The organism is Clostridium sp. LS, assembly GCF_002760435.1.
In the GTDB taxonomy this organism is placed as follows: Bacteria; Bacillota; Clostridia; order Clostridiales; family Clostridiaceae; genus Clostridium.
In genome coordinates this window covers 1-618 of sequence record NZ_AUUU01000217.1, presented here as the reverse complement: position 1 = coordinate 618, position 618 = coordinate 1, and the positions used below count along the sequence as shown (strand labels likewise).

General features: G+C 31.6%; 1 protein-coding gene. It reads right to left on the bottom strand.

Annotated features, from left to right (window positions below; genetic code table 11):
- On the bottom strand, positions 1–512 hold a 512-nt coding region (locus COL3_RS26540; protein ID WP_143327582.1), incomplete at its 3' end, for a prolipoprotein diacylglyceryl transferase family protein.
- Positions 513–618: the final 106 nt, after the last annotated feature.

Genomic DNA, 618 nt, shown 5'->3' with positions numbered 1-618 from the left:
ATGAATAATATATAATCTAAAATAAATTCGTATACTTGTGCAGGATGAAGTATTTGCCCATTATAGTTGATTCCCCATAACATCATATTTGTCATTGGCTTACCAAATACGTCACAGCCTACTCTGCCTATACCTTGGGCTAATGCTATTCCAATAACAGCAATATCTGCAAGTTTTAAAAATGACACCTTACTCTTAACAGAGTATATGTATCCTGCAAACACAGCTGAAACAATCCCTCCATGTATGGATAATCCACCTTCATTTATTTTAAATACTTCTCCTGGATTACTAAAATAGAATGATGGATTATAAAAGAGAATATAAAATAATCTAGCTCCTAATACACCTGAAATAACTACTATAAGGATTAAATTAAACATTATATCCTCGTTTACTCCCCTTTTTTCTCCCTGTTTAATTGCAAATGCTCCACCTGCAATTGCAGCTATTGCTATCATTAAACCGAAGAAATATATATGTATTGGTCCAAAGCTAAAAAGTTCTTTCATACTATTAACTTCCTTCCTACAAAGTACAAGATAAATATAAAATTATTTATTGCACTTTTTCTTAGACTTACCGTCTTTATTGCAACAACATCCACCTGAAGTATTT